This window comes from Vreelandella olivaria (assembly GCF_023507745.1).
Taxonomy (GTDB): Bacteria; Pseudomonadota; Gammaproteobacteria; order Pseudomonadales; family Halomonadaceae; genus Vreelandella; species Vreelandella olivaria_A.
Genome location: NZ_JALPZO010000111.1, coordinates 30,763 through 56,334, shown reverse-complemented (window position 1 = coordinate 56,334; position 25,572 = coordinate 30,763). Strand labels below are relative to the sequence as shown.

The following is a 25,572-nucleotide window of genomic DNA, read 5'->3' as shown; positions in this document are numbered from 1 at the left end:
GTCCAGGGCGGCAAGGGAGTCCGCGACGGCCTCTTCCACCGGGCAGGAGCGGGACTTGAGCGCCACCACCACCGCATCCACCTCGCTCAGATCAACCGCGGCCTGAGGCACACCCATCACCTGCAGGCAGCGCATGCCACCGCGCACCAGATTATTGGCGAGGTCGGTGGCCCCGGTGAAGTCGTCTGCAATGGCGCCTAAGACAATGCCCGTACCGGTACCCATACCTAGGCCCCCTGAGCATCATTGGCGGCATCCGGCAGCGTAATACCCGATAACCGCTGATAGACTTTAATCACCGCTGAATCATCTTCGCGACCAAATCCAGCCCCGCTGGCAGCGGTAAATTGCTGCAACGCGCTGGATGCGATCGGGGTAGCCAGCGCCAGCTCGCGCCCGGTTTGATGAACGATATTGAGGTCTTTAACGAAAATATCCACAGCGGAAAGTGGTGTGTAATCACCGCTCAGGATATGCGGCACGCGATTCTCAAACATCCAGGAGTTACCCGCCGAATGGGTAATCACCTCGAATATCACCTCAGGATCAAGCCCCATGCGAATGCCCAGCGCCATGGCTTCGGCAGCGGTGGCAATATGCACACCGGCCAGTAATTGGTTGACCAGCTTCATGCTGGAACCAGCGCCAGGCGTATCCCCAAGCGGATATACCTTGGCTGCCATAGCAGCCAATACCGGCTGAGCGCAGGCAAACGCCTCTGGTGCGCCAGAGGCCATCACCGATAGTTCACCGCTTTTGGCCTTAGCGGCCCCTCCACTAATCGGTGCATCCAGCAACAGCATACCTTGCGCCGCCAGGCGTTCACCGAGTTCTCTAGCCTGGCTGGGGGCTACCGTCGCGCACTGCATAATCAGGCTGCCCGGCATCAGTTGGCGAATCACACCCTGCTCCCCAAACAGTACACGCTCTACCTGGGCAGCATTCACCACAACGACCAGCACAATATGGCAATGGGCGAGCTCCGCAGGTGATGAAACACTACGGCCACCTGCCGAGGCAAACGCAGTCCGTGCGTCAGCAGCAATATCACAGCCCGTTACATGAAACCCCTGGCGAAGCAGCGCAGTGGCCGTTCCCAGCCCCATTGAGCCGAGTCCAATAACGCCTACATGCAGTGACGATTGTTCGTTTTGCTTCACCTGCCGGTACCCCACTCTTGTTATATTTTTACTGGCGTCAAAACCTTGATGGTAGCGCTGTCATGATAGCGCTACCATTCCTTTTAGTTTATTCTTCCCGTAACAACAAGCTGAACCTCAGGGACGTGCGACCAATGTCTAAAGATTCCCCCCATGCGGTTAAACAGCGCCGCCGCTCTGATCAAGTAACCTTGAGCCAGGTTGCGCAGGCTGCCGGGGTCTCCCCTATTACGGCATCACGGGCGTTGAACCACCCGGATAAGGTCAGTAACCGTGCACGAAGAAGTGTATTGGAGGCCGTCGAGCGTTTGGGCTATGTGCCCAACCTGGTGGCGGGCAGCCTTGCATCTTCACGCTCCCGGCTGATTGCCGTTATTGTCCCCTCCCTGGTCAACACGGTATTTGTGGAGGTTATCAAAGGACTGCAAGAGACCCTGGAAGCGGAGGGCTACCAAATACTACTCGGCAATACTGACTATGATTTGGACCGCGAATATCAGCTGGTACGCACCTTTCTGGGCTGGTCCTGCTCGGCTCTGGTGATCGCAGGGCTGCGTCATAACAAGGCATGCCATACGCTGCTGGATAATTGGGACCACCCCATCATGGAAGTCATGGAGCTGGGCCAGGGGATGGATCTCAACGTCGGGCTGAGCCATGTGGCTGCGGGCCGCTGTATGGCAACGCACCTTATCGACAAAGGCTACCGGCATATTGTCTATGTAGGTGCCCTGCTCAGCCAGGATTATCGTGCGGGGATGCGTTATGAAGGGCATAGAGCGGTACTGGAGGCCCATGGACTCCGCGCTCCTATCGTAGAGTTAGATACACTTGGCAGCCTGCAGGCAGGCGCCGAAAGTCTGGCCCAGGTATTGGCCCAATACCCCAATACGCAGGCCATTCACTTCGCCAACGACGATCTGGCCGCGGGTGCGCTGTTGGCTGCTCAGCGGCAAGGGTTATCTATCCCCAGGGACATCGCCATTGCCGGGTTCAACGGCCTCCCCCTGGGGCAACACGTGACACCTCAACTCACCACCATCCTCTCGCCTAGAGAGGAGATGGGCCGACTGGCCGCCACCGAGCTGATCCGTCGGCTTGGCGGCAAAAGTGTTTACCGCCGCCAGCACGATGTCGGCTTTACACTTCAGGCTGGGGGCAGCACTTAACCCCCATCAGCTTTCAGTAACGCCAGGTGGACGACCAAGAATATCGAATCCCGCCCCCAACTCGTTTTCAATCGCCTGACCAATTGCCAAAAGCTTAGCGTCTTGCCAAGGCCCAGCAAGCACTTGCAGGCCAACGGGCATACCTACGGCATCTTTTCCAACCGGCAGCGTTAGGGCACACAGCCCCAGGAAGTTAGCAATCGCCGTGTTGCGCAACGCGAGCATATTGGCTTTGGGATAGGCGCCTTCGGGCTGCAGGCTCTCAATAGTGGGTGGAGTAATGGCTACCGTTGGGGTCAGCACTGCATCCACATCCATCATCCGGGCAGCAGCCGATTGATACAGAGAATCCAGCACGGCACGGCGACGCACGTACTCCCAGGCGGGCATATCATCTGCAGCGGCAACACGGGCGGCGACGTTAGGGTCAAGCGCATCGGCCATCTCGGGTAGTTGCGTTTTTAGAAACGCCGCCAGTTCCGCGGCAGCCACGCCACCTAATTTAAATAACTCATACGCTTCATCAATGCCGGGTAGCTCCAACGTCACGATCCGCGCACCAGCAGCTTCCAACTGTTTAATCGCCCCCTGCACCGCTTCGGCAATACCTGGGCTGCACGCCTCCCAGAAGAACGTTTCCGGCACGCCAAACGTCAGGTCGGCAAGCGAGGGCGTCGCCGGCACCTGCTCATCATTACCGCTGAGGGCTCCATCCAACGCATCGAATGCAAAAGCGATATCATCCACTCTGTGCGCCAGTAATCCTGGGGTATCCAGCGTGGTGGATAAGGGCACAATCTGTTGGGTCGACCAGCGTCCAGCGGTGGTTTTCAGGCCAACCACGCCGGTCATTGCGGCGGGAATACGTACCGACCCGGCGGTGTCGGTGCCTAGTGCCAGGCTAGCGGTGCCACTGACCAGTGATACGCCCGCACCGGAACTTGATCCGCCGGGAGTACGGTGAAGCGCCATATCCCAGGGGTTACGCGGAGCCCCCCAGTGGGCGTTAGTTCCCAGCCCACCAAACGCAAACTCAACCGTATGGGTTTTCCCCATGATCGAGGGCAGCTGTTTCAACACTGCGCTGACAACTGGGCCAGGGCGTTCCCACTGGCTTGGCAAGCGCCGGGAAGACCCGGCATAGGTGGGCAGCCCCGGCACCGCATAGATATCCTTGATAGAGACGGTTATCCCCATTAGCTCGCCCGCATCGCCGCCCTGAGCGAACACGGCATCGGTAGCCCTGGCCATTGCCAACGCCTGCCCACCGTTCCAGGTAAGGTAGGCATGATCGTGCTCGCCACGGCTCTGGTAGGCAGCAATGGAGGCTTCCGCCAGCGCGCTTGCCGTTAATGTGCCATCACGAAGCCGTGCGCGCTGTTCGCGCAGGGGTAGAAAAACCGGTGAGTCCTGCATGTTTTACACACCTCCCTATAGCGTTTAGCACACTTCAAAGATCGCTTCGACTTCCACCGCCGCATTACCCGGCAAGGCGGCAACCCCAATGGCGGTTCTGGCGTGGCGCCCCGCATCACCAAACAGGGCAACAAATAACTCAGATGCACCATTAATGACGAGCGGTACATCATGAAAGCCGGGCGCCACATTGACGAAGCCATTCATACGCACACAGCGCACCACACGGGATAAATCGCCATCGACGGCATCACTGAGCGACGCCAAGAGGTTCAAGGCACACGCCTGTGCCGCCAGCTTACCGGCTTCAAGGTCGAACTCAGCACCCACCTTTCCCGGATAAAGCACAGCACCGTCGCGCTCACATATCTGGCCTGCTAAAAACAGCTGACTACCCAACCGGGACCAGGGTAGAAACATACCTCTTGGCTTGGGAATCGTTGGTAATGTAAGGCCCTGCTCTGCCACCGCCTGTTCAATCGTTTTACTCATTCGTCGCTATCCTTATATGTCGCGCATTCAAGCCGCTTGTTGATCACTGAGTGTTAGTAGACGCTGGTAAACCAGTCTAACTGGTGAGCTTCAAAGCGAGTTAATCACCCAACCACACTAGCGCTGTCTGCCTAAAAACACTTCAAAAAAAGCCATAAATGCGCGTACTTTGGCAGGGACATGGCGACCCGGAGGGTAAACAGCATAAACACCTCCTTCAGGTAACGACCACTCTTCCAATACGCGCACTAAACGTCCAGCGGCTATTTCAGGTTCTGCGGTTATATCAGGCAGTACCGAGAGGCCACCGCCGGTCACCATCAGTGCCACTAAACCTGCTGTTGAGCTGGCCGCCAGACTCGCATGCATTTGCACTGCCACCCGCTCCTCTATGTGTTGAAAAGTCCATGTTAAAGGCGCATTAAGAGGGGTAAAGGCAATCCATTTATGTTCTGCCAATGCGCTGGGGTGCGCCGGTATGCCATAGCGTGTCAGGTAGTCTGGAGCGGCGACTACATACTGCTGAAACGTGCCTAGACGACGTGCCCGTTGGGTTGAGTCTTTAAGCCATCCCAAGCGAAACGCCAGGTCAATGCCCTCCTGAACCATGTCGCTTACCCGGTCCCCGCTACGCAGTTCAATAGAGAGTGCGGGGTGCAAGCGACTAAACGCTACAACGGCCTCACTCAGAACACCTGCTGCGTAATTTTCCGGTGCTGTTAGCCGCAATTCACCGTGTAATTGATGCTCATCGCTCACCGTGCTGGCGAGCGCATCCTGCAATCCTTGCAGTAAGGGTTGGCACTGGTGATAAAGCATTTCCCCTGCCTGGGTAAGCTGAACACGCCGGGTGGTACGGTGGAACAGTGTCACCCCCAAACGCGCTTCCAACTGCCGGATTTGCAGACTGACCCTGGTTTTTGTGCAGCCTAACCGCTCCGCTGCGGCCGTAAAGCTCCCCGCTTCCACCAAGGCAGTAAAGATCGGCAGTCCATTCAGATCGAATTCGTTGGCACAGGTCATTACAGCACGCCAATTGTTATCAAATTGATAACAGTAAATTACTTATCCGGCTATTTTTCAAATCAATCATTCATCCGACAATGCCATCACTAATCACTAAAGGAGTATGGCGATGAAAATTGCACTGATCGGCGCTAGCGGATTTATCGGCGCGGCTCTGTTAAAAGAAGCATTAGCCCGCGGTCATCATGTGACCGCGCTCGTTACACGGCCAGAACGGATAGCCCCCCAGGAAAATCTTATTAGCGTAAAAAGCGATGCCTTAAACACCGAGGCGCTTGCCCAGCAGTTAAGCGGCGCGGATGCTGTCATCAGTGCATTCAGCGGCCATGCCCAGGAAAACGTTTTCGGCTACTACCTCAAAGGCTTTCGCTCCATTTTGTCAGCCACTCAGCAAGCATCCGTGCCCCGATTACTGGTCGTGGGAGGTGCCGCCACCCTTGAGGTCGCCCCAGGTAAACAGCTATTGGATACCCCCGAGTTCCCCTCCGAATATCGCGCTACCGCGGAAGGAGCACAGGCAGCACTTGAGATTTTACGTGCCCAAACAGCGCAAGAGTGGACGTTCCTTTCCCCAGCCGCAGAGATTTTTCCAGGCGAACGCACCGGCAATTTCAGGCTTGGCGGAGACATGCTGTTAACAGATAGCGAAGGTAACAGCCGCATTTCAGTGCAGGATTATGCGGTAGCTATGCTGGATGAACTGGAGAGCCCACGTCATCCAAATCAGCGTTTTAGCGTAGCGTACTGAGCGATTGAACTGAGGCTCCCTGCACTCGCAGGGAAGCCTGTATCTATGCTGCCCTTGTTGACGGTATCCATTGTGCTTTCTTGGTAGCACCCACTATAGGCCACGTTACTTGACTTTGAACATGCTGAGTCAAGGCACCGGGTGGAAATGACTCTGCGTAATTTTTTTAATTCCCGCCGAACAAGAGAGGCAGGTGGCCTAACGGTAATTGGGGCTGATATGGCAATCAATAAACTCAGTCATTAAGCGCTATCCTCGTCAATGCTCCCACCGCAAGAGGGAGCACCGTTTCATCAAAGTCAAAGCAGGCGTGATGGTGCCCGGCAGCAAGGTCGGCGCCAAAAATCATGTAGGTTGCCTGCCCGCCACGCGCCATCACCCTAGCCATTAGCGAGGTGGCATCTTCAGAGCCCGCAGGTGTTATATCGTGCCTCACCAGTTGGGTGATGCCAGGGTAATCGGTTAGGCATGAGGCTATATTTTCCACCAGGTCCGGGCTAGCGGTACACGCACTCGCGGCACCTACCCGTTCAATGGAGATGCCAACCCCCTGCATAGCGGCAGCGCCTTTAAGCACGTCGTAGGCACGACTTTCCATATAGCTATTTATGCCTGCGGTGGCTCCACGGGTCTCCAGCTTTAACAGTGCACTATCGGCCACGATATTACGCCCACTTCCTGCTGCCAGTTGCCCAACATTGATTCGCGAAGCACCCTGGCTATGTGGGCCGATGGCGTGCAAACCGAGGGTAGCCTGGGCTGCCGCCAGCAAAGCATTTTGGCCAAACTCCGGTTGCCCTCCGGCATGGGCCGCTCTACCCGAAAAGTGAACATCCAGCTTGGTAGTGGCAAGAAAACCATCAGCGGCACAAATAACATGGCCACTGGGGTGACCAAGTCCCAAATGTGTGGCGATCAACCTGTCAACATCCTCCACTACCCCCGCTTCGACCATCGATTGAGCGCCCCGTACGCCCTCTTCGGCTGGCTGAAAAATCAATTTTATTTTGCCGCATAACTGACTGGCAAATTGGCTTAGCAGCTTGGCCATCCCTAACCCAATAGTGGCATGACCATCATGGCCGCAGGCATGCATCGAACCATTATTCAGCGAGTGAAACGCATCCTTATAAGGCCGGTGGTGCGCATCCTCGGATTCAACGATTGGTAGTGCATCAAGGTCGAAGCGGAATGCCTGAGTCAGCCCAGGGCGCTGCGTATCCAGTGTACCCACCACGCCGGTAAAGCCCCCCTCCAAGGCAGGCAACCAGCGCTCAATGGCCCCCTGCGTGCGCGCACACGCCAATGCTTCCTCCATCGTTTGTGTATCAGGCACGCCCATACGCGCACTGTCACTGACAACTTCTCTCCCCAACTGAACAGTGAAACCCAGCTGACTTAGCCGCTCAGCCACATGGCTGGCAGTGCGAAACTCCATCCACCCCTGCTCGGGGTAGCGATGAAAATCACGCCGTTGAGTATAGAGTTTGTGGCTGATAGCGTTGGCAGCATCCACGATGTTAACGTTCATAAGGCAACTCCACTGCTAACCCATCGCCTGAGTAATCAAGCCAAACTGTGTTAACGGCCCTTCCGCGACAGATTCACCACAGCGCATACGGGTAACCTGATCAACGCAGGTGAGCCCTGCTGCAGTCAGCCAGCTATCGTCATCGGGATCGACTAAGTCGATGCGCACAAACCCGCCCTCAGCGTCCGCCAGCAGCGCCAATACCAGCGCCTGAACCTGTCCAGGGCTGCGAGCGATAATGGGGCCAATATGCTCGCCGCGTCCAAACGGGCGCTTAAGTGCCAGTCCTTCAATAACCCCCTCATTTTCAATCACCACCCCACCGCTGGCCTGTTGAACAGCCGCCGCATGGGCCGGGCTGGCGGGTGAGAGGGCGAGCAGTGCAGCGTGATCGTTTGCCTGCATCCTGCGCAAGCCAGGCAGCAACACAGGCAGCGCACCAGTAACCGTCCCTTGGTATTGGCAAATACGATGACAGGGTTCAAAGCCCAGCTTTTGGTATAAGGGCAAGCCCGCGGTCGTGGCCACTAATAGCAGTGTTCGGTTGCCCGCGAGCGCCATCAGGCGTGTCATCATCTCTCGCCCCAACCCACAGCCCTGCCACTCGTCGCGAATAATTACCAACCCCAGGTTGGCAACAATGCCTTGATTGAGGCAGAACCCCGTGCCAATCAGTTCACCGTCGACGTTTTCCACTACCACGCCTTCTCCCACACCAAGCATCTGGTGCCAGTCATCGACGCGGTGGGGCCAGCCAAGCCTGAGCGACAAGCCATGTGCTGCCTGGAGATCATTAACGGTCATGGTTCGCCAGTGTAAGTCATGGCCATTAAAACGAGAGGGAGCTTTAGCTGAAGCAAGCGTCACTGGGGAATGGGCCATCACACTATTTTCCTTGCACGCGTGTTAATCGGTTAGCAGCTACTTTGGCACTCAGGAAAGCACTATGCCACGCCATGCAAGGCAGCTGGACGCAATTCAGCAGATTTAACCGTCGCTGCCAAATGTGAGCGCATCACCTGCGCCCAAGCACCCTGTACTCAGCACCCCATGCTGAGGCATCCGCCCTAGGATGGTAAGCAAACGAGGCATCCTAATTAGGTGTTCCCCCTTGCCCCCATCCACAAGGATTAACATGCCAGGTTTCGACCCTTCCTGCGTGGCCCTTCCCAGCGCGCACTTTATTCAGGGCCAGCGCATTATTGACCCAGGTGCACTCAGTGTATCGCGCCCTTCTGATGGTACTGTTTATGCCGAACTCCCCATGGCCAGTGCCAATCGCGTCGATGATGCCGCCGCCAGTGCCCACCAAGCGTTTATGCGCGGTGACTGGTCACGCTGCGCACCGCGCGAGCGGGCACGCATTATGCGCCGCTGGGCGGATCTGATTGAAGCCGATATTGACTATCTCGCGCCACTGGAAGCGCTAGGATCTACCCGGCCGATTGATCAGGTGCGGTCCTGGGACGTGCCATACACCGCAGAGGGTATTCGTTTCTTTGCTGAATTCGCCGATAAGCATGGCGGCGAAGTAGCGGCGACCGCCCACGACCACCTGGGCATGCAGATTGCCGAGCCACTGGGCGTCGTTGGCGCAATCGCGCCCTGGAATTTTCCGCTCAGCATGACCTGCTGGAAAGTAGCCCCCGCCCTGGCAGCAGGTAACACTGTCGTGCTTAAACCCTCAGAGCTGACCCCCTTCACCGCCGTGCGGCTGGCCGAATTAGCCATTGAGGCGGGCATGCCGCCGGGGGTCTTCAACGTCATTCAGGGCAATGGGCCGCTGACCGGAGACACGCTTTGCCGCCACCCCTATGTGGCAAAGGTAACGTTCACCGGCTCAACGGTAACCGGGCGTGCCATCATGGCTGCCTGTGCAGAAACCGGCCCCAAACCAGTCACGCTAGAGCTTGGTGGAAAGAGCCCTCAACTGGTGTTTGCCGATATCACAGATATTGATCGTACCGCTGCGACCCTCGCCGCGGCGATTACTGGCAACGCAGGCCAAGTGTGTGTCGCGGGCTCGCGGCTTGTGATCCAACGAGCACTGTTTGAACCCATGATTGCGCGCCTGGGCAGGCTTTTCAAAGCGCTCACCCCTGGCCCCACTTGGCAAACGGGCAATTGGTTTTCACCGATTATTTCCAGCGCTCAACTGGCTCGCATTGAGTCGATCGTGGCGCGTTCCCGAGACGCTGGCGCTGAGCTACTGAGCGGTGGCAAGCGCTATGAGCGAAACGACAACGGTTACTTTTACCAGCCCACCCTGTTGCATGTAACCGACTGCCACAACCCCGCCGTAAAAGAAGAAATCTTCGGCCCCGTGTTAACCATTCAAACCTTCGAGGATGAAGAAGAGGCGTTAACGCTGGCCGAGCACGATGTTTATGGTTTGGCTGCAGGCGTTCATACCGCTGACCTGGGGCGTGCGCTGCGCGCAGTAAGAAGGCTATCGACGGGTACGGTATGGGTTAACCGTTACGGCCGCAGTAACGACTACATTCTTCCCACTGGCGGATACAAACGCTCCGGGATTGGCCGGGACCTGGGACGCGCTGCCTTTGAGGCCTGCCAGCAACATAAAAGTGTGCTGATTGACCTCGACCACTGAGTATCAAAGCGTATTGGATGGTTCTTTAATCTACCAAACAGAGGTAGCAAGCATGTTTATCAACGTGGACGCCGTACATGACACTCCCGCACTTCCCGAGCAGGTTGATGTGGTGGTGATAGGGGGCGGCATTGTAGGCACAACGGCAGCTTATGAGCTGGCCCGGCAAGGAGTGTCGGTTGCACTGTTGGAGAAGGGGCTCATCGGTGGTGAGCAGTCAAGCCGTAACTGGGGCTGGGTACGCCAGCAGAATCGCGACATGTTCGAACTACCGCTTGCCATGTACAGCCTTGATCGTTGGGAGGCATTCTCCAAAGAAATTGGGCGTGATGTGGGGTTTCGCCGCAATGGCATTGTCTACACTACGGATAGTCAAGCCAGCCTTGCTAAATGGGAGGCATGGGGACAACAGGCCCGCGAGCAGGGCTTTATCAGCCATATTTTGAGTGCCGAAGAAGCACGTGAGCGCGCGTTAGGCAGTACCACACCGTGTATCGGCGGCGTTTGGTCGCCCAGCGATGCACAGGCCGAGCCCTCAATGGCATGTTCAGCGATCGCCTTCGGGGCACAGGAGCAAGGTGCCTACATCCACCAAAACTGCGCTGTGCGTGGGCTGGAGCAACAAGGGGGGCATATTAGTGGCGTTTGGACCGAGCACGGATTGATAAAAACCTCGACGGTTATCTGTGCTGGCGGCGCTTGGAGTTCTCGTTTCTGCCGTCGCCATGGTGTTGAGTTGCCCTCGGCCAATATCATGGGAACTGCGTTGCAGACCACCGCCGCGCCTGAAGTCACACCGGGTTGTCTGATCACCCCCAGGGTGGCTCTGCGCCGCCGTCTGGATGGCAGCTACACCTTGGCGCTTCCAGGGCATGGCCGCGTGGAAATCAGCCCCCAAGGGTTGCGCTACGCAAGCAAATTCTACACCACCTACCGCAGTAAATTAGCCAAAAAACTGCAGATACGCATTGGCGCTTCTTTCTTTAATGGGCCTGAAGCGGCAGGCAGCTGGCAGTTTGATCAGGTATCGCCGTTTGAACGTCAGCGCATTCTTGACCCTACCCCAGACATACCCCAGGCACGTGCCGCCCTGGCAGCACTGCAAACAGAGTACCCCGAACTCAAAGGTGTCCATATTGCCCGCGCCTGGGGCGGCATGATCGATACAACGCCAGATATGATCCCCATCATCTCTCCGGTTGCGGCCATCCCTGGTTTTATCGTCGCCGCTGGCTTTAGCGGCCACGGTTTTGGCGTTGGGCCTGGGGCGGGAAGACTGGCCGCCGATCTGGCGACAAATGCAACCCCCGTGGTGGACCCCACGCCTTACCACCTCAAACGTTTTTCCGATGGCAGCCGTATCCGTCAACCAGAAATGATGTGAGCGGCCTGCCGCATTCTGTGCTGCATCCATCCAAAAAAAAGCCGGTTTGTGTTAACCAAACGCGCACTTTCAGCGTCTGGCGCCTGCTCGGGAATGCTGTAATGAAATGAGTCACTGCGTTAAGGCCCCAACCACCGATCAATAGAAACGAGGATCAAACAGTATGAGCGAGATTATGCGCCCTAAGTACATCACCTTTGATTGCTATGGCACTCTCACCAACTTCCAGATGGGGCACATGACGCGCGAAATGTTTGCCGACCGTATTCCTGACGCCGAGCGCATGGAACGCTTCGTGCAGGATTTTGGCGCCTACCGATACGATGAAGTGCTCGGCGAGTGGAAACCTTACGCTGACGTTATCTGCGAGGCACTGAAGCGCACCTGCAAACGTTGGGGCATCGAATACCGTGATAACGAAGGCATGCTGTATTACCAGGCCGTCCCTACATGGGGGCCTCACCCTGACGTGATTGAGGGACTGGCTAAAATTGCCGACAAAATTCCGCTGGTGATTTATTCCAATGCCGATGACAGCCAAATCATGGCTAATGTCAACAAGCTTGAGGTGCCATTCCACAAGGTCTTCACCGCCGATACATTCAAAGTTTACAAGCCACGTTTAGCCGCCTTCGAAGCCATGATTGACAGCTTAGGCTGCCACCCAGAAGAACTCCTGCACGTCTCATCAAGCTTCCGCTATGACCTTATTTCAGCCCACCTGATGGGTATCAAAAACAAAGCTTTTGTGGCACGCAACCACGAACCCTATTGCGATGGGTATGGGGCCACCAAAATTAATGATATCCGTGACTTACCTGCGCTAGTAGGTCTCTAAGCCGAGTATTTCATGAATCGTGCAGGAGTCGCCCATGCAACTTAACTCCTTTTGGCTGTCCACGGCTCCCGCCTTTGGCAGAGGGCAACAGGCATTCACCCAGGAGCACTACGATGTCGCGGTGGTGGGCGGTGGCTTTACCGGGCTATCGGCTGCTCGCACGCTGGCCCTGGACGGCACCCGCGTCGCGCTGCTAGAGGCAGGTCAGATTATTGGTGAAGCCTCAGGGCGCAACGGCGGCCAATGTAATACAGGCGTGGCTCAAGACTACGCCAGCATGGTCGAGAAAGTTGGCCGCGAGCAAGCAATGGCCCACTACGCAACCTATGCCGAAGCGGTCTCCAGTGTCGAGCAGGTGATTACCGCAGAGGCGATCAACTGCGACTATCTCCGCCACGGAAAACTAAAACTGGCCGCCAAGCCGGCGCACTACGACAAGCTTGCGCGCACTTGCGACGCCATTCGTCGTGATGTCGATGGCGACGTGGAGATGCTGTCCGCAACCGCCGTTAAAGATGAGGTCGGTTCATCGCTCTACCATGGCGGGCTGCTTCAGCATCATGGTGGCCAGATGCATATGGGGCGCTTCGGCGTCGGCTTAGCAGAAGCAGCAGCCAAGCATGGCGCACATATTTTTGAACATACGCCCATGATCCGCTTAACGCACGAGCAGTCAACGTATCGACTAGGCACACCCAGTGGCGATATTCGTGCCGAAAACGTGCTACTGGCCACCGGTGCTTCGCAAACAGGACCGCTGAGCTGGTTTCGCCGCCGCCTGGTGCCGGTGGGCAGCTTTATCGTCGTCACTGAGCCGCTCTCAGCAGCGCAGTGTGCTCAGCTACTGCCCCAGCGGCGCTCTTATGTCACCAGCCGCATTGTAGGCCACTATTTCCGACTTACCGCCGATAACCGGCTGCTGTTTGGAGGACGGGCTCGGTTTGCCATGTCCGGCAGCCAGTCGGATGCCAAAAGCGGCGAGATACTACGCCGGGGCCTGGAAGAGGCCTTCCCCCAACTTAAAGGGGTGCGGCTCGACTATTGCTGGGGTGGGCTGGTGGATATGAGCCAGGATCGCCTGCCTCATGCCGGGCAACACAACGGGATGTATTACGCCATGGGCTATAGCGGCCATGGGGTACAGATGTCGGTGCATATGGGGCATGTCATGGCCAATGTCATGCTGGGAAAGCGCCGGAGCCACCCTTGGCAGGACACTAAGTGGCCAGCCATCCCCGGCCATTTTGGCAAGCCGTGGTTTTTACCCCTGGTGGGTAGCTGGTACCGGCTACAGGATCGATTGCATTAAGCCACAACGACATCCCGAATATTGATACAAAAACTCGCCAAGAAAGCGATCAGCCAATACTGCTGTTAACAAAAAAGAACTAAGCAAGCGCCGCCAGACCCACAACAACATCTAATCACAGTAAGGAGAAGGCGTATGACGCGTGAAACAAAACCCGATGATCTGTTTATTTCTCCCGAACAAAGCATGCAGGTTTACAACGCCATGCAGCGCGGGGTCTCTCGACGCGAAGCCATGAAAGTCATTGGCGCAGCAGGCGTATTTGCTGCTGCGGCCGGTGCCTTCCCCAGCATTTCTTCGGCATGGGCGGCGAATAGCGAAAACGCACCACCTCAGTACGGCGGCCGTATTCGGGTCGCGGCGCACTCGACATCCACGATGGATACCCTGGACCCTGCCTTAGGGGCAACGGCCATCGACTATGCCCGCGCTTATATGTTTTATAACGGCCTGACACAGTACGATGAAGATCTGATACCCCAGCCCTGTCTGGCGGAGTCGTTTGAAAATACCGACAACGGCAGCCACTGGATATTTACCCTGCGCCAGGGTGTTACCTTCCATGATGGTAAACCGCTGACCTCCCAAGACGTGATTTTCTCGATCATGCGCCATAAAGACCCCGCCACGGGTTCAAAGGTCGTCTCCATGGTCGACCAGATTGAAAGCATCAGGGCTCTGGATGATCAGCGTGTCGAGTTCACCCTCTCCTCTCCCAATATTGAGTTACCCTCTATCCTGGCCGTTTCGCACCTGGTGATTGTGGCAGACGGCACGACTGACTTCTCGAATGGCATCGGTACCGGCGCCTTTAAGTGCCAGGAGTTCACTCCCGGCGTGCGTTCGGTTGGGGTGCGCAACGAGAACTACTGGCGCGATGGTTATCCTTATCTGGATGCTATTGAGATGGTGGGTATCAGCGATGAACCTTCTCGGGTCAACGCACTGCTCTCTGGCGATGTTCACATGGTGAATAATGTTAGTGGTAACTCCGCTGAGCGCATGAAAACCAATGACAGCTACCAGGTGAAAGCGACCAACTCCGGTAACTACACTGACCTGGTAATGCGCTTTGACCAACAGCCCACCAGTCGCCCCGAATTTCGCGAGGCGATGAAGTATCTCTTCGACCGCGAACAGATCAAGCGCGTAGCCCTGCGCGGTTATGGCGAGATCGCTAACGATCAGCCGATTATCTCAAGCTCGCCCTATTACTTTGATGGGCTACCCCAGCGTGAGTATGATCCTGAACGGGCAGCCTCCTTGCTTGCGAAAGCAGGCTTGGCTGGTGCTACCGTTCCAATCGTGGCGTCTCCTGCGGCTGCCTCATCGGAAGATATGGCCGTGCTTCTACAGCAGTCTGCAGCCCAGGCTGGGCTAAACCTGAATATCAACCGCGTCCCCTCAGACGGCTACTGGTCCAATCACTGGATGAAGCACCCACTCGGGTTCGGCAATATCAATCCGCGCCCAACCGCCAATATTTTGCTCTCACAGTTTTTCCTCTCCAATGCCGCGTGGAACGAAGCCGGCTGGCATAACGAGCAGTTCGATCAATTGGTGATTGCCTCGCGGAGTGAACCCGATGAGGCCACCCGCAAGCAGATGTACGCCGACATGCAAACCATGATTCATGAAGAGGGCGGCATCGGCATCCCCGTCTTCCTAAGCGACCTGGAAGGCTACGATGCGCGTATTGGCGGAATGGACCGCACCGTCCCTCTGGGTAGTTTTATGGGCTATATGTTCGCCGAGCATATTTGGTGGAAAGGCTAATTCCCGCTCTCCTTACTGGTATCCCAGGCCATGGGCATCATCACCGTAGTGTCTTACCGGCATCTGGTGATGATGGGCATGGCCCTTGAGCCGGAGAATCAAGATGCGCGACTCTCTCTTTGGACTGGTGCTAGGTCGCTTAGCCTCCAGTCTCATTACTCTACTGCTGGTATCGCTGGTGATCTTTGCGATTACCTCACTGCTGCCAGGAGACACAGCCCAGCAGGTTCTTGGCCAGTTTGCCACCCCTGAACAGGTGGAGGCACTGCGTACCCAGCTAGGTCTCGACCAACCTCCCTTGTTGCGCTACTGGCAATGGCTGAGTGGCTTTGCCACTGGCGACTTAGGGCGTTCTGCCAGTAACGGCATGGATGTCATACAGCTGGTCAATGACCGGTTACCCAATTCGCTGCTGTTAGCCGCGATTACCACCGTCATCTCTGTCCCCGTAGCGCTGATTATGGGTATCGCCGCCGCCATGCGCCGCGGCGGCGTACTTGACCGCACATTGAACCTGATCACCTTATCGATGGTGGCAGTACCAGAGTTTCTGGTGGCCACGCTGGCGGTACTGATTTTCGCCGTGCAACTCGGCTGGCTACCGGCGCTCTCCTATGTCTCCACCGTCGATAGTTTGGGCGCCTTTATGAAAGTTTACGCGATGCCGGTGCTAACCCTGTGTAGTGTATTAATTGCCCAAATGGCACGTATGACGCGCGCGGCCTTAATTGATCAGCTCGACAGCGCTTACATCGAGATGGCACGGCTCAAAGGCGTTCCACCGATGCGACGAGTGCTGCGCCATGCACTGCCTAACGCCATCGGCCCGATTGCCAACGCGGTGGCGCTGAGCCTCTCTTATCTGCTGGGTGGGGTGATCATCGTCGAAACCATTTTCAATTATCCAGGCATCGCCAGCTTAATGGTCGATGCGGTTTCCAACCGCGACCTCGCCCTTGTGCAGGCCTGCGCAATGATTTTTTGCGGTGCTTATCTACTGCTGGTCATGCTGGCTGATCTGTGCGCGATCCTCTCCAACCCGAGGCTGCGAAACCGATGAGTGACACCAATACAATACCCGCCGCCAAGGGCGAGCGTCAGCACTACGTAACAACAGGCAGCCATCTGCCCATGGTCGTGCCCAAACAGCGCAACCGTTCAGGGTTACAACTAACCCGCTGGATTGGTCTTAGCTTATTCAGCTTTTGGCTATTAGTGGCGCTGTTTGGGCCACTGCTGGCACCGTATCCCATGAGTGCCTTTGTATCTGAACAGATTTACGCTGGTGCAAGCACGTCTCACCTGCTGGGCACCGACTACATGGGCCGCGACATGCTCAGCCGCATGCTCACAGGGGCACGCTATACCGTCGGCCTGGCGCTGGTGGCTGCGTTACTGTCGAGTCTCGTCGGGGCAGGATTTGGCATGTTGACGGTGTTACTGCCGTACTGGCTGGAGGAGAGCATCCGACGGATATTCGATACGCTCATCTCCATTCCCAGCAAAATGATGGCCCTGGTGATGGTCTCAGCCTTTGGTACGTCTATTCCGCTGCTGATTCTGGCAGCAGTGCTCAGCTATGCGCCAGGCGCTTTCCGTATTGCCCATAGCCTGGCCAAAAATCTCGCCACTCTGGAGTACGTTCAAGTAGCCCGTACCCGTGGAGAAGGAAGGCTGTATATCGCCACGGTAGAAATTTTTCCCAACATGATCCAGCCCATACTCACCGACATGGGCATGCGCTTTGTCTTTATCGTATTACTGCTCAGTGGCATGAGCTTTCTGGGTCTGGGCGTGCAGCCGCCAGTCGCCGACCTGGGCTCCCTGGTGCGTGAAAACATCGGCGGCCTTAGCCAAGGGGCATTGGCACTGATTGCCCCCGCGCTGGCGATTGGTTCATTAACCGTCGGTGCCAACCTGTTGATCGACAGCCTATCGAATAGCCGCGATAACCAGAAGGAGTAACGCTATGCAAGGTGAATCGCTGATCGTACGCGATCTAGATATCTGCGCGACACCGCCTGGTGAGGATGAGCACACGATTGTCAGCCAGATTAATTTCGCCCTCAAGCCAGGTGAGGTGATGGCGTTAATCGGTGAATCCGGTTCGGGTAAAACCACTATTGCGTTGGCCATGATGGGGTATGCCAGGCGCGGCTGCCGGATCGCCGGCGGCAGTGTACAGCTTGGGGAGACGGATGTACTTTCCCTCTCGCCGGTGGAAACGCGTGCGCTGCGCGGCCACCGGGTAACCTATATCGCCCAAAGCGCTGCAGCTGCCTTCAACCCTTCGCGCCGTCTGATGGATCAAGTCATTGAAGGCGCACTCATCCACGGTGTTATGGATCGACAACAAGCGCAACAGAAAGCTATTCAACTATTTGGCGAGTTGGCACTGCCCGACCCTGAACACATCGGCAACCGTTACCCTCATCAGGTCTCGGGGGGCCAGCTACAACGTCTCATGGCCGCCATGGCCTTGATTACTGATCCTGCACTGGTGATTCTGGATGAACCCACCACGGCGCTGGATGTGACCACCCAGGTCGATGTACTGCGGGCCTTCAAACGGGTTATGCACGAACGAGGCACCACAGCGCTGTATGTTTCCCACGACCTTGCCGTGGTCGCACAGATTGCCGATCACGTCTTAGTACTTAAAGCCGGTGAGGAGCAGGAGCAAGGCTCCGTCGCACAAATCCTGGAACAGCCGGACCATGCCTATACACGCAGCCTATTGGCAGCGGCACGACCACCCGCCCAGGCACCCATATCCAACAAACATCGCACGGGTGAAGAGCTGCTGCGCATTGATGATCTGCAGGTGGGCTATGGGCACTGTAATCGTAGAGGGGAGCCGGATAACATCGTGCTTGATCACATCCAGCTGCGGATCGATCGCGGTCAGGCGTTAGGCGTCATCGGTGAGTCGGGGTCAGGGAAATCGACGCTAGCCCGGGCAGTCTCTGGTTTAGTGGCACCGTCACGGGGTGCAGTTCAATTTAATCGCCGTGAAATATCGCCAACACTGCGCGGACGCACGCCAGATCAGTTTCGCCGTATCCAGATCGTCTTTCAGAGCGCTGACAATGCGCTTAATCCGGCCCACACCGTTAGGCGACTGCTCAGCCGACCGCTTGAAACCTATTTTCACATGAACCGCGATGCTCGGCAGCGTCGAATTGAAGAGTTAATGGACCTGGTCAAGCTGCCACGCACCCTGCTCGACCGCAAGCCACGCGAGCTGTCGGGCGGTCAGAAGCAGCGCGTCAATCTCGCCCGAGCGCTCGCCGCAGAACCCGACCTGATACTCTGCGATGAAGTGACCTCTGCACTGGATACCGTGGTGGGTGCCGCCATTCTTGAGCTGCTTGCCGAACTGCGCCGGGAGCTTGGTGTTGCCTACCTGTTTATTAGCCACAACATCTCGACGGTACGCTCGCTATGCGACGACGTCATGGTGCTTTACCAGGGCAAGTGTGTGGAATTCGGCCCTTGCAGTACGGTTCTCAACCGACCGCAGCACGATTACACCCGCAAGCTGATTGGCTCAGTGCCAGAGTTACAGCCGGGTTGGCTGGAAGCGTGCCAATGGTCGACTCATACGCAACCGTCCACCGTAGCCGTTTAAAACGGTGACGTTGAGCCGTGCAGCCCGATTCAAAACCAGCCTTATTTATTACATTTAACATGCCCCATCTGGACGCCCCCATCAGGTCTATTGCAAGGAGAAAAGCATGGCGAAACTGCCCCTTAAAGATGGCAACCTGCTACGCGAGCAGGCCTTCATCAACGCTCATTGGAGTGATGCCGACGATGCTGCCACACTGTCAGTCACTAATCCCGCCACCGGTGAAGAGCTAGCCAGAGTGCCCAGCATGGGCGCCAGCGAAACCCGTCGTGCGATTGAAGCTGCCGCAGCGGCTTGGCCTGAGTGGCGTGCCCGCCCGGCAGCCAATCGCGCGGCAATACTGGAGCGCTGGTATGCCCTGATACTGGAAAACAGCGACGACCTGGCGGTATTAATGACCCTTGAGCAGGGCAAACCGCTTAGTGAAGCACGGGGGGAGGTTCAGTACGGAGCGAGTTTTATCAAGTGGTTTGCGGAAGAGGCGCGCCGCGCCTATGGTGAGACAATCCCCTCCCCCAGCCCGGATCGCCGCATTGTGATCCTCAAACAGTCAGTGGGCGTTTGCGGGGCCATCACCCCCTGGAACTTCCCCATCGCCATGATTACGCGTAAATGCGCCCCAGCGCTGGCGGCCGGGTGTCCGATGGTGATCAAGCCTTCAGAACTGACGCCGTTATCGGCACTCGCATTGGCGAAACTGGCAGAGCGAGCCGGCTTTCCTCCAGGAGTCATCAATATAGTGACCGGGCTGCCCGAAGGGATTGGCGGCGAACTGACATCCAACTCAATCGTGCGCAAGCTCTCCTTCACTGGCTCGACCCGGGTGGGCAGCTTACTGATGCGCCAAAGTGCAGATGATATTAAACGCCTCAGCCTGGAGCTGGGTGGCAACGCCCCGCTGATCGTTTTTGATGATGCCGACCTGGAACTCGCGGTATCCGGTGCCATGGTGAGCAAATTTCGCAACGCCGGGCAGACCTGTGTTTGCGCTAACCGCATTCTGGTTCAGTCCGGCATCCATGACCGTTTTGTTGCACGCCTGGCGACTGAAATAGAAGCATTACGCTGTGGCAACGGAATGGATGAAGGCACGACCATAGGGCCATTAATTAACGATCAAGCCGTTAGCAAAGTGGCCCGACATATCGATGATGCCTTATCTCACGGCGCTGAACTGGTGCTCGGCGACGTACCCAACGGTCAGGATTGCTTTGTGGCACCGATACTGATGAAAAACGTTACCGAAGCCATGCTGATAACACAGGAGGAGACGTTTGGCCCCGTTGCGCCCATCATGCGTTTCGAGAGTGAAGAAGACGCCATTCGCATTGCCAATGCAACTCCCTACGGGTTAGCCGCCTATTTCTTTACCGAAAGCCTACGGCGCGCCTGGCGGGTCGGCGAAGCACTGGAGTTCGGCATGATCGGCCTCAACACCGGTTCTATTTCAATGGAAGTGGCCCCTTTTGGCGGCATGAAGCAGTCTGGTTTAGGCCGGGAAGGCGCCCGGCAGGGACTTGATGAATACCTGGAGGAAAAAGCGTTTCACATGGGCGGGCTGAACTAGCCCTGGTAACGCCATCGAAGTGCCCGTGGTACGTGGTATCGCGGGCACTTCATGCTGTCACCTTAGTAACCACGCTTACCATCAACCCTGCCAATCATTGGCTCACCGCGTTGATAACGACGCAGGTTGTCCAGCAGTACTGGAAAGGCACTATCGGGCTGCGTCATGGCTGCCACATGAGGGGTCAACAAAATACGCTCATCTCGCCAGAAAGGATGATCATCGGCTGGTGGCTCTTCACTCAACACATCCAATACCGCCGCACTCAAATACCCATCCTCAAGGGCTTGAGTAAGGTCGTGGTCAACCAAGTGCTCGCCACGGCCTATATTGATCAACCCGGCTCCTTCCGGCAGACGCTCAAAGAGGGCTTTGTTGAGCACGCCACGGGTAGCATCAGTTAGCGGCAGCACACAAATGAGGATATCACTCAAAGAGAGGAAACTATCCAGCGCTTCTTCACCATGGTGGCAGGCAACACCTGGCACTTGTCGCGGGGATCGGGCCCAGCCACTGACAGCGAAGCCGTAGGCAGCCAGATGCGTGGCAATAGCGCTGCCTAACTGGCCTAAACCAAGGACCCCGACACTCCGATGAACCGCAGGCACCAGCATATGCGCCTGCCATCTTCTCTCGCGCTGCTGGCGCACATAATCGCCCATCCGGCGGTGCAACCACAGCGTTGCAAAGGTGGCGTACTCAATCATCCCACTCTCAATGGCAGGGTCGAGCATACGTACAACCGGCAGCTCCGCAGGCAATGAGGCAACATCAAACTGATCGACACCGGCGGAAGTGGCAAAAAGCACCTCAAGGGATGGCAGGCGCTGCATTAAGTTTTCCGGGGGCAGCCACGCCAATAAATAGCGAATCTCGTTTGGGTCGCCAACCTCAGGCCATTGGCGAAACTCAATATCAGGCGCATGTTGGGCAAAAAGCTCTTTCCAGCGAGCGCCACGCTCCGGGTCAGATTTATATAGCAGTACCATGGATAGTGTCCTTAGCCAAAGCTTCATCCTACGGTGGCATGAGAGGCAGCAGATACTGTTTTGGCTGTTATAACGCGATACATTGCGCCTAAATCCGTGATGAAGACGCAGATTACACTGCACTCCCCATTGACAGTGGATCATGCTGCGCAAGCTAGAAAATAAGCAGGATTACGCGGTTACCAAGGCAATGGCAGGCTCCTCTGTTTTAGTAACAGCGGTAAGCTCATAAACGTGTTGGCGCTCGCTTTGCACGGTTTTCCAAGCGGCTCCAACACACAACAGCAACGATAATAGTGACAGTTCCTGGAGCCTACAGATGAATAGCGACACCAACTTTTCTCACCCTATGCTACACCAGCGCGAGCAGTGTATTCCGCGTGGTATTGTGAATGCTCACCCTATCGTGATTTCTCATGCCCACGGCAGCGAGGTCTTTGACGTGGATGGCCAACGCTACCTGGATTTCGTCGGTGGCATCGGCGTACTCAATGTAGGCCACAATCATCCCCGGGTGGTGGCGGCTGTTCAGGCCCAGGTTGAACGTATTTCCCACATGAGCTTCCAGGTGGCTGCCTACCCTGGCTATATAGAACTCGCTAGCCAACTGGCCAAGCTAATAGGTGGCACCAACACATACCAAAGCGTGCTATTTACCTCCGGTGCAGAGGCGGTGGAAAACGCCATCAAAATTGCCCGTTCCCACACTGGACGACCAAACGTGATTGCCTTTCGCGGGGGCTTTCATGGGCGCACACTGCTTGGCACCACGCTCACCGGCATGAGCCAACCCTATCGACAAAATTTTGGGCCTTTTGCACCTGCCATTCACCATGTTAACTACCCGGATGCACTGCGTGGCATCAGCAGTGAGGATGTGCTGGCTGAGCTGGAGACACTATTCGCCACAGAAGTCGTTCCCGACCAGGTCGCCGCTATCCTGATTGAGCCAGTACAAGGTGATGGTGGCTTCCTTCCTGCACCGGTTGAGTTTATGCAGGCACTTCGCGCATTGACTGAACAGCACGGTATTGTGCTGATCGCCGATGAAATCCAGACCGGTTTCGGGCGCACGGGCAAAATGTTCGGCTTTGAACACAGCCATATCCTGCCTGATCTCGTCACTGTTGCTAAAAGCCTGGGCGGAGGTTTACCGATCTCCGGGGTCGTTGGACGCGCCGAGATCATGCAAGCCCCCTCACCTGGTGGGCTTGGAGGTACCTATGGAGGCAGTGCGCTGAGCTGTGCAGCAGCACTGGCGGTGCTCGATATTTTTGATGATGAGCAACTGCTTGAACGTGGCCTAGCCATGGGCAAGTACCTGGAAGCAGGACTACGCCAACTGCAAGCCAAGCACCCACTGGTGGCCGAGGTCCGCGGGCAGGGGCCAATGCTTGCCATTGAACTTATGCAGGGCCTGCGAGCTACACCAGAGGATACCGCGCTGGTGCAACAAATCATTGATAACTGTCGCGAAGCAGGCTTGTTGGTTATTAAATGCGGCGTTTACCGCAATGTGATCCGTTTTTTGGCTCCACTGAATACCAGTAACCAGCAAATCGACGAGGCACTGGCAATTTTGGATAACGTATTATCCATCGCCACGCACTAGTTAATCGCGACCGCAAGGAGAGCAGGACGTCATGCAATTGACCAACTATACGACGCTATGCATGGACGCACATGGTGTGCTGATTGATCGGGACAGAGATATTTTACGGGGCCTGTCATCACTGCTGGCGATGATGCCTAAGCCGCCTCCCAGAAAACAGATATTGGAAGACTATGTGCATGCACTGCATGAGCTAACTGATGAGCAGATGGGCGCTGTGTCGGCTCACTGCATTGTCTACCGAGCTCTGGCCAACCGGTGGGGGGTAGAAACAGGCTGGCAACAAAGCATCGAATTCGCCAGTTCACTAGGGTTTGGAACACTTTATGAAGATGCTCCTGGAGCTATTCACTATTTACGAAAATTCTATCAACTCAAAGTTGTAACATCTCTTAATGAGCAGGAGTTTGTTGCTTTTAATCAACGCATGGGGCTTTCAGGCCTTGAGCGACTAACTACCGGTAGTTTTGTTGCTGCTCGCTCCAAGATTCGGGAGATAGAAACGGATAGCAATGTCTTGCTATTAACAGCTGGCCCTGCCTCAACCAATAGCCAGGCGGGACACTGCCGTATAACCCGTAATGCTATAGCCAACCAGCCCATAGGAAAGGCTTTTATTTCGCTAAGCGATTTTATTTATGCGCATCAGCTTGCCCTGCGCGGCGAATTGATTTAGACAAAGGTAGCATATGAAACCCATGGAGCGTCTCTCAGCGCCCCTTAGCAAGTAAAGGACTTCACATGGTAGCTAGCGTTCGTCTTGATCGTATTGATATTAATATTCTCGTCCAACTTCAATCAGATGGACGAATGACTAACGTCAACCTGGCCGATGCAGTTGGGCTTTCGCCCAGCCCCTGCCTCCAACGAGTTAAAAGATTAGAGGCAGCGGGCTATATCACCTCGTTTCAAGCTCGGCTCGATCTTTCGAAAATGATGGAAAGCGTTACCGTTTTTACCGAAGTCACCCTTTCAGACCATCATAGAGAAGATTTTCTACGCTTTGAGCAAAAAATCCGTCAAATCGATGAAGTGATGGAGTGCCACCTGGTTAGTGGCGGCTATGATTATCTACTGCGATTTATTGCGCGCAGTATCGCGCATTATCAGCGCGTTATGGAGACACTCATTGAAGATGAAATCGGCATTGAAAAATATTTCAGCTATATCGTTATCAAGACACCCATTAATAAAGAACAACTGCCACTTCGCACGCTAATGGGCGATTAGTGCATAATGTTAGCATCTAACCCTCCCGAAACGCCTCCACTACGCGTTCAGCCAGCACCTCACTGGCACCACCACTACCCGCGCGCTTAACAAGAGCTACCTGATAATCACTTAACGGCGGCAACCATTCACTGCTCAACCGCTTAAGAGGGGGCCGGACCAAACTTTTGGGAAACGGTGAAATGGCAAGGTCTGCCAACATCGCAGCCTCCTGACCGGCACAATGATCACACGAGTAGGCAATACGGTAATTAACACCCGCACTGTTCAGGGCGTTTAGCGCGATTCTGCGCCAGGCGCATCCCTGTTGGGCCAGGGTGACCGGCAACGGTGTACGCTGAACAGCAACTCCATCGACACGACCAGCCCATACAAGCGGCTCACTATGGACAATGTCACCCCGTGACGGCTGACCAGGTTCCCCGGCCATGACCAACACTAAATCCAGCTCCCCCTCATCCAGCCTTGCCAGCAACTCTACGCTCCGGGCAACCACCACATCTACCTGTACCGCTGGATGCGAGCGGGCAAACTGGGATAACACATTGGGCAGAATATGACCGACCACATCATCTGTCATCCCCAGCCCCACCCGCCCCTCTAATGTGGGTGCCAAAAATTGCGTAACGGCTTCCGCGTTGAGCTTCAGCAATCTTCGCCCATACCCTAACAGCATCTCCCCCTCTGCTGTTAGGCGTACATAACGCGCCTCGCGTACAAACAGTGTTTGCCCAAGCGTCTCCTCCAAGCGTTTGATCTGCATGCTAAGCGCGGAAGGGGTGCGGAACAGCTGCTGAGAGGCTCGCGTAAAGCTGCCACTTTCTGCAATCGTTACAAAGGTACGTAACACTTCACTATCCAGCAGCGGCAAAGCACCTCGGGCAGGAGCCGCATTAGACAATTGATTCATCTCACCAGCCCTTCAGAAAAACTGAATGCTCATTGTAGTTCTTTTCGTTTGATTGATCCAAAGCTGCATAACAAACTATTGGCTAGAGGTCGCGACCCTCCACTTACCCAGTTACCGATATCACTTGCCAGTCAGCACGCTGGCGACTGTGTGCTGCACTGTACGTGGTGAAG

Annotated in this window: 23 protein-coding genes; 14 read left to right on the top strand and 9 right to left on the bottom strand. The window is 56.0% G+C overall.

Going from position 1 to position 25,572, the window contains the following annotated elements:
- The coding region (locus HP566_RS09590) for a four-carbon acid sugar kinase family protein (protein ID WP_249977039.1) at positions 1-225 on the bottom strand (225 nt) is incomplete at its 3' end.
- 2 nt (positions 226-227) lie between these two features.
- Positions 228-1,160, bottom strand: coding sequence for an L-threonate dehydrogenase (gene ltnD, locus HP566_RS09585; RefSeq protein ID WP_340163071.1), 933 nt, complete (start codon positions 1,158-1,160; stop codon positions 228-230).
- Between the two features lie 134 nt (positions 1,161-1,294).
- Here ltnD and HP566_RS09580 point away from each other — a divergent pair, with 134 nt between their 5' ends.
- Entirely contained in the window at positions 1,295-2,329 is a 1,035-nt protein-coding gene (locus HP566_RS09580) for a LacI family DNA-binding transcriptional regulator (RefSeq protein WP_249977038.1), read from the top strand.
- A 6-nt stretch (positions 2,330-2,335) separates the two neighbouring features.
- Here HP566_RS09580 and HP566_RS09575 read toward each other — a convergent pair whose 3' ends face one another.
- The 3 genes from HP566_RS09575 to HP566_RS09565 all read right to left on the bottom strand — a co-directional run bounded on the left by HP566_RS09575 (position 2,336) and on the right by HP566_RS09565 (position 5,260).
- Positions 2,336-3,745: an amidase gene (locus HP566_RS09575; RefSeq protein ID WP_249977037.1), complete on the bottom strand. Its 1,410-nt coding sequence runs from the start codon at positions 3,743-3,745 to the stop codon at positions 2,336-2,338.
- A gap of 24 nt (positions 3,746-3,769) precedes the next feature.
- Positions 3,770-4,237, bottom strand: a complete 468-nt coding sequence (locus HP566_RS09570) for a RidA family protein (RefSeq protein WP_249977036.1) — start codon at positions 4,235-4,237, stop codon at positions 3,770-3,772.
- A gap of 117 nt (positions 4,238-4,354) precedes the next feature.
- A complete protein-coding gene (locus tag HP566_RS09565) occupies positions 4,355-5,260 on the bottom strand; it encodes a LysR family transcriptional regulator (RefSeq protein ID WP_249977035.1) in 906 nt (301 codons plus the stop codon).
- A 112-nt stretch (positions 5,261-5,372) separates the two neighbouring features.
- Between HP566_RS09565 and HP566_RS09560 the strand changes: the two genes are divergently transcribed.
- Positions 5,373-6,011 carry an NAD(P)-dependent oxidoreductase gene (locus HP566_RS09560; RefSeq protein WP_249977034.1) on the top strand — a complete coding sequence of 213 codons (639 nt, stop codon included), beginning with the start codon at positions 5,373-5,375 and terminating at the stop codon, positions 6,009-6,011.
- 235 nt (positions 6,012-6,246) lie between these two features.
- On the opposite strand, the gene HP566_RS09555 is transcribed toward HP566_RS09560, so the two are convergent.
- The gene (locus HP566_RS09555) at positions 6,247-7,542 is read right to left on the bottom strand and encodes an amidohydrolase (RefSeq protein WP_249977033.1); all 1,296 of its coding nucleotides are present in this window, start codon (positions 7,540-7,542) and stop codon (positions 6,247-6,249) included.
- 15 nt (positions 7,543-7,557) lie between these two features.
- Positions 7,558-8,424: a GNAT family N-acetyltransferase gene (locus HP566_RS09550; RefSeq protein WP_249977032.1), complete on the bottom strand. Its 867-nt coding sequence runs from the start codon at positions 8,422-8,424 to the stop codon at positions 7,558-7,560.
- Positions 8,425-8,677: 253 nt separating this feature from the next.
- On the opposite strand from HP566_RS09550, the gene HP566_RS09545 reads away from it, so the two are divergent.
- From HP566_RS09545 to HP566_RS09505, 9 genes are all read left to right on the top strand, one after another.
- Entirely contained in the window at positions 8,678-10,153 is a 1,476-nt protein-coding gene (locus HP566_RS09545) for an aldehyde dehydrogenase family protein (protein ID WP_249977031.1), read from the top strand.
- Positions 10,154-10,205: 52 nt separating this feature from the next.
- Positions 10,206-11,537, top strand: a complete 1,332-nt coding sequence (locus HP566_RS09540; protein ID WP_249977030.1) for an NAD(P)/FAD-dependent oxidoreductase — start codon at positions 10,206-10,208, stop codon at positions 11,535-11,537.
- A gap of 163 nt (positions 11,538-11,700) precedes the next feature.
- Positions 11,701-12,375, top strand: a complete 675-nt coding sequence (locus HP566_RS09535; protein ID WP_249977029.1) for a haloacid dehalogenase type II — start codon at positions 11,701-11,703, stop codon at positions 12,373-12,375.
- A 34-nt stretch (positions 12,376-12,409) separates the two neighbouring features.
- Positions 12,410-13,684 carry an NAD(P)/FAD-dependent oxidoreductase gene (locus HP566_RS09530; protein ID WP_249977028.1) on the top strand — a complete coding sequence of 425 codons (1,275 nt, stop codon included), beginning with the start codon at positions 12,410-12,412 and terminating at the stop codon, positions 13,682-13,684.
- Between the two features lie 135 nt (positions 13,685-13,819).
- Positions 13,820-15,460, top strand: coding sequence for an ABC transporter substrate-binding protein (locus HP566_RS09525; protein WP_249977027.1), 1,641 nt, complete (start codon positions 13,820-13,822; stop codon positions 15,458-15,460).
- Positions 15,461-15,563: 103 nt separating this feature from the next.
- Positions 15,564-16,520 (top strand): ABC transporter permease, encoded by a 957-nt coding sequence (locus HP566_RS09520; RefSeq protein WP_249977026.1) that lies wholly within the window; start codon positions 15,564-15,566, stop codon positions 16,518-16,520.
- The gene (locus HP566_RS09515) at positions 16,517-17,425 is read left to right on the top strand and encodes an ABC transporter permease (protein WP_249977025.1); all 909 of its coding nucleotides are present in this window, start codon (positions 16,517-16,519) and stop codon (positions 17,423-17,425) included. The genes HP566_RS09520 and HP566_RS09515 overlap by 4 nt, the downstream gene beginning before the upstream one ends.
- A gap of 4 nt (positions 17,426-17,429) precedes the next feature.
- Positions 17,430-19,091 (top strand): ABC transporter ATP-binding protein, encoded by a 1,662-nt coding sequence (locus HP566_RS09510; protein WP_249977024.1) that lies wholly within the window; start codon positions 17,430-17,432, stop codon positions 19,089-19,091.
- A gap of 106 nt (positions 19,092-19,197) precedes the next feature.
- Entirely contained in the window at positions 19,198-20,658 is a 1,461-nt protein-coding gene (locus tag HP566_RS09505; protein WP_249977023.1) for an NAD-dependent succinate-semialdehyde dehydrogenase, read from the top strand.
- 62 nt (positions 20,659-20,720) lie between these two features.
- Here the strand turns inward: HP566_RS09505 and HP566_RS09500 are convergent, their stop codons facing one another.
- A complete protein-coding gene (locus tag HP566_RS09500) occupies positions 20,721-21,647 on the bottom strand; it encodes a 2-hydroxyacid dehydrogenase (protein WP_249977022.1) in 927 nt (308 codons plus the stop codon).
- A 319-nt stretch (positions 21,648-21,966) separates the two neighbouring features.
- Between HP566_RS09500 and gabT the strand changes: the two genes are divergently transcribed.
- From gabT to HP566_RS09485, 3 genes are all read left to right on the top strand, one after another.
- Entirely contained in the window at positions 21,967-23,259 is a 1,293-nt protein-coding gene (gabT, locus tag HP566_RS09495) for a 4-aminobutyrate--2-oxoglutarate transaminase (RefSeq protein WP_249977021.1), read from the top strand.
- 31 nt (positions 23,260-23,290) lie between these two features.
- Positions 23,291-23,935: a hypothetical protein gene (locus tag HP566_RS09490; RefSeq protein WP_249977020.1), complete on the top strand. Its 645-nt coding sequence runs from the start codon at positions 23,291-23,293 to the stop codon at positions 23,933-23,935.
- Positions 23,936-24,000: 65 nt separating this feature from the next.
- Complete coding sequence (locus HP566_RS09485) at positions 24,001-24,489, top strand: Lrp/AsnC family transcriptional regulator (RefSeq protein WP_249977019.1); 489 nt, start codon at positions 24,001-24,003, stop codon at positions 24,487-24,489.
- A gap of 16 nt (positions 24,490-24,505) precedes the next feature.
- On the opposite strand, the gene HP566_RS09480 is transcribed toward HP566_RS09485, so the two are convergent.
- The gene (locus HP566_RS09480) at positions 24,506-25,399 is read right to left on the bottom strand and encodes a LysR substrate-binding domain-containing protein (protein WP_249977018.1); all 894 of its coding nucleotides are present in this window, start codon (positions 25,397-25,399) and stop codon (positions 24,506-24,508) included.
- Positions 25,400-25,572 lie beyond the last annotated feature (173 nt).